The sequence below is a fragment of the Moorena sp. SIO2C4 genome (genome assembly GCF_010672485.1).
GTDB lineage: Bacteria > Cyanobacteriota > Cyanobacteriia > Cyanobacteriales > Coleofasciculaceae > Moorena > Moorena producens.
On sequence record NZ_JAAHGN010000818.1, the window covers coordinates 1 to 3,491 of the forward strand.

Annotated in this window: 2 protein-coding genes and 2 pseudogenes; all 4 read left to right on the plus strand. The window is 45.0% G+C overall.

From position 1 onward, the window contains the following. A partial coding sequence (locus F6K20_RS29645) for a DUF5942 domain-containing protein (RefSeq protein ID WP_287297080.1) occupies window positions 1-303 on the plus strand: 303 nt, incomplete at its 5' end. Continuing rightward, window positions 300-524 carry a hypothetical protein gene (locus F6K20_RS29650; RefSeq protein ID WP_287297082.1) on the plus strand — a complete coding sequence of 75 codons (225 nt, stop codon included), beginning with the start codon at window positions 300-302 and terminating at the stop codon, window positions 522-524. The genes F6K20_RS29645 and F6K20_RS29650, both read left to right, overlap by 4 nt. 425 nt (window positions 525-949) lie before the next feature. Next, window positions 950-2,259 (plus strand): annotated as a pseudogene (locus tag F6K20_RS29660) (RNA-guided endonuclease InsQ/TnpB family protein). Window positions 2,260-3,266: 1,007 nt separating this feature from the next. After that, window positions 3,267-3,458: pseudogene (locus tag F6K20_RS29665) on the plus strand (CHAT domain-containing protein); the annotation flags it as partial. Between the last annotated feature and the right edge of the window lie 33 nt (window positions 3,459-3,491).

The following is a 3,491-nucleotide window of genomic DNA, read 5'->3' on the forward strand; positions in this document are numbered from 1 at the left end:
TCTAGTTCGATTCCAGAATTAGGTAGCGCTATTGGCAGCAGCAGTTTTCTCAACCCTCTATTTGCCAGTGTTGTGATTCCATTTATTTTAATCGCCCTATTGTTAGGACATCCCCAATGGAAGTGGTTAGCAGTTGGTTCAGCTCTCGGTGTGGCCAGTTGCCTAGCCGTGAGTGCTGTGGTTTCACCTGAGCTAATCTGGCTTGGAGGCGGGGTTTTGTCTCGGGTGTTCCTGATTGCCAATGCCTTGCTCTGTTTTGGACTAGCTTATTTAGCCGTTCAAGGGGAGAAACAATCAGCATGACGATCAGCATCACAGGCGTGATTGAGCGCAAAGAGATGGGGTCAGGAGCCTGGGCACTGGTTTCTGACTCAGGGGAAACCTACGAACTCAAAAACATTCCCCCAGAGTTAAAGCAATCGGGACTGAAGGTCACGGTTACAGGAGAGGTGCGAGAGGATGTGATGAGCTTTGCGATGATTGGTCCGGTGTTAGAGATCAAGTCCTTTGAGTTACTCGATTGAGGATCTTACCTCTTAAAGCAAGATAATCAGGACTTACCCATCAAGACCGTTAAAACCAGGTTTATAGTTGTCTTGATGCAGCCGCTCAAAGCTATCCTCAAAATTCACCTACGGATGGGGTGAAACCCCAAGACTCAGTAATTACCAAAAAACTGGGTCTAAAGCCCCGTCCTTGTAGGACGGGAGCATGTCAAATTCGTAGAATAAATGTACTAAAACGACTGATAACTGGTACTCAATCCCGGAAAACACTATAGTTCAAGAGTTTGTAGTTCAAGTGTTCTTACAAAATTGACCTGCTCCCTTCTAGGATTCTAGGACGGGTTTTTACTGAAAATTATCCTGACGATTTTCGCGCTCGTGTGGTATAATAAAATGTTACAGGTAAAGGTGGATATACCTTCGCGGAGCGTGACCTTAGGTAAATGATTATTTTAGAGTTTAAAGCCAAAGGTAAAAAGCACCAATACCAAGCCATTGATGAAGCTATTCGGACAATGAAATTTATCCGAAATAGTTGCATTAGGCTATGGATGGACAAGAAAGGGACTGGTAAATATGACTTAAGCAAATACTGCAAAGTTTTAGCTAAGCAGTTCCCTTTTGCCAATGAATTAAACTCTACTGCCCGCCAAGCTGCGGCTGAAAGGGCATGGTTAGAAGTTACCGTAAGAATAGTGGAGCCTTATTTCATGAGTTTTAACCCTTTTCTGCATAGCCTATCGCCTATAAAGGCTCCACTATTCTAAGGTTTCATCTCCGGTCATCGATATCCCGTTTCTACGATAATTGCCAGAAAAAAGTACCTGGAAAAAAGGGTTTTCCGAAGTTCCAAAAACACTGCCGCTCTGTTGAATACAAGCAGTCCGGATGGAAATTGTCCCCTGACAAAAAGTCGATAACGTTTAGGGACAATAAGGGTATTGGGAAACTAAAACTCAAAGGTACTTGGGACTTGTGGCGCTTCGACAAAAAACAAATTAAGAGGGTTAGGATAGTTCGACGGGCTGACGGGTACTACGTCCAGTTCTGTGTTTCAGTTGATATCAACGAAAAATTAAAACCAACTGGAAACACTGTCGGGCTAGATCTAGGACTGAAGGATTTCTATACGGATTCCGACGCCAATACACAACCCAACCCTCGGTTTTATAGAACGGGTGAAAAGCGTCTCAAGTTTTATCAACGTCGGGTTTACCGAAAAAATAAAGGCTCTGCTAACCGTCGAAAAGCCATTAACAAACTAGGTAGGGCACACCTAAGGATAAGTAGGCAACGTGAAGAACACTGCGCGAGCAATCCCTCGCACGTTGCGTAGCTCAGTCTAACGATTTGATCGCCTACGTTCGCGCAGCGTGCCGAAGGCAAGACCTAAGGGTAAAAAATCTGGTCAAAAACCACTGCCTTGCTAAGTCTATTAATGATGCAGGTTGGTATCAGTTTAGAAAATGGTTGGAGCATTTTGGCGATAAATATGGCAGGATAACTGTTGCAGTAAACCCTGCCTATACTAGCCAGAATTGTTCTAGTTGTGGTGAGGTGGTCACGAAGTCACTATTAACTCGAACCCATACCTGCAAGTGTGGTTGTCAGCTAGATAGAGACCACAGTGCCGCCATCAACATACTCGCGCATAGCCTTGGGTACGGTGGGGCACACCGGAACCTGGGTCGTAGACCCGAACACTTGTGGAGATTTGGCCTCTATTCCTTCTGGTTCCGACCAGATTGAGTAAGTCGAATCGTTGTTCGCGTAGCGTGGCCTACGGCCAAGCAAGAATCCCCAAGCCTTTCGGCAAAGCCGACGCTACGCGAACAGGCCGGGGAGTGTCAACGAGTCTTGTCAAAATCTTTACAAAAACCATAATAAAGCTCAAAGAATACCCCTAGAGCTTCTGCCTAAGACTGAAAAACTGCTTAATACCAAGGATTAGGCACTCTTGACCTGAATTAGCAAAGTTGAGGATCAGGCTGACTAAAATGCTCTGCAGACAGTGATGAAACCCCAAAAGAGTATCTTGGGCAAAATTTCAGATGTTAAGCTAGTTGATAACACGCTTATCATAGTATGGATAAACCTACACCCTAATCCTTCCTCCTGGAAACCTTACTGATTCAGTACATCCAAGGCTGGGTATGAGTACCAATTCCCGAGGGGGAAATTAGCTGCTTGCCAAAGCAATTTCACCTGTTTTAAGTGCTTAAAACCGTGTCTTGATGCAAAGCGCGAGTGGGGGAAACCACGGCAGTTGCTCATGGGTGGAACCCCCAAGACCGCACTGCCTCCCCAAGACCGCCCTGCATCGCTTAATCAGTTCGTGTTTAGAGGAAAAGGAGCAAGCAAACTAATCTATAGAGATGGCTACATATAGTGGGTAACACCTTACCACCCAGTGAAAAAAAATCCCCAGCTCACCAAAGTGAACCGGGGGTGTCAATCAGGGTGCATCTACCATTTCACTTTTCCGAGATTGGTGATAGCAATCCGGAAAAATCTGGGTAAAGTGGCACCCAAATGCTGGAATTAGGAAATTTTCTGATTCAAAACAATTAACAGAGTATGCCTTGGAAACCTTAAATAAAAAACGGCATCAATACCATGAGCCAACAAGAATTTTCCCCTAAAGGAATACTCCTCAATAAGCAAATACTAAACAAATATTCAAGAATTTTTAAACCTTCAGCCAAAGCTCGTCACTATGAGCAAAATTGATCCCTTGAAATTGAGCAAAATTGGGCAACAGTGGCACAGGAATTCCATATCTCCGTAACCCCCTTAGGAAAACATGATGATTATCTGGTGCGCATCGAACGAGTGGCACCGGGAGTCTCATTGGCAGAAGAACAAGTCAGTTGGCCGGTAGAAGAATGGTTAACCCAGGCCAAGCAACTGATGAATGACCCCCTATTTAGTGTCCTGCAGGGTAGGGCAGCTGGGGTGGATGGCAGTTTTGCCATGCCATCTTGA

Bases quoted from the DNA above. Each gene is read 5' to 3' on its own strand.
- F6K20_RS29650 (WP_287297082.1), top strand. From the start codon at position 300: ATGACGATCAGCATCACAGGCGTGATTGAGCGCAAAGAGATGGGGTCA.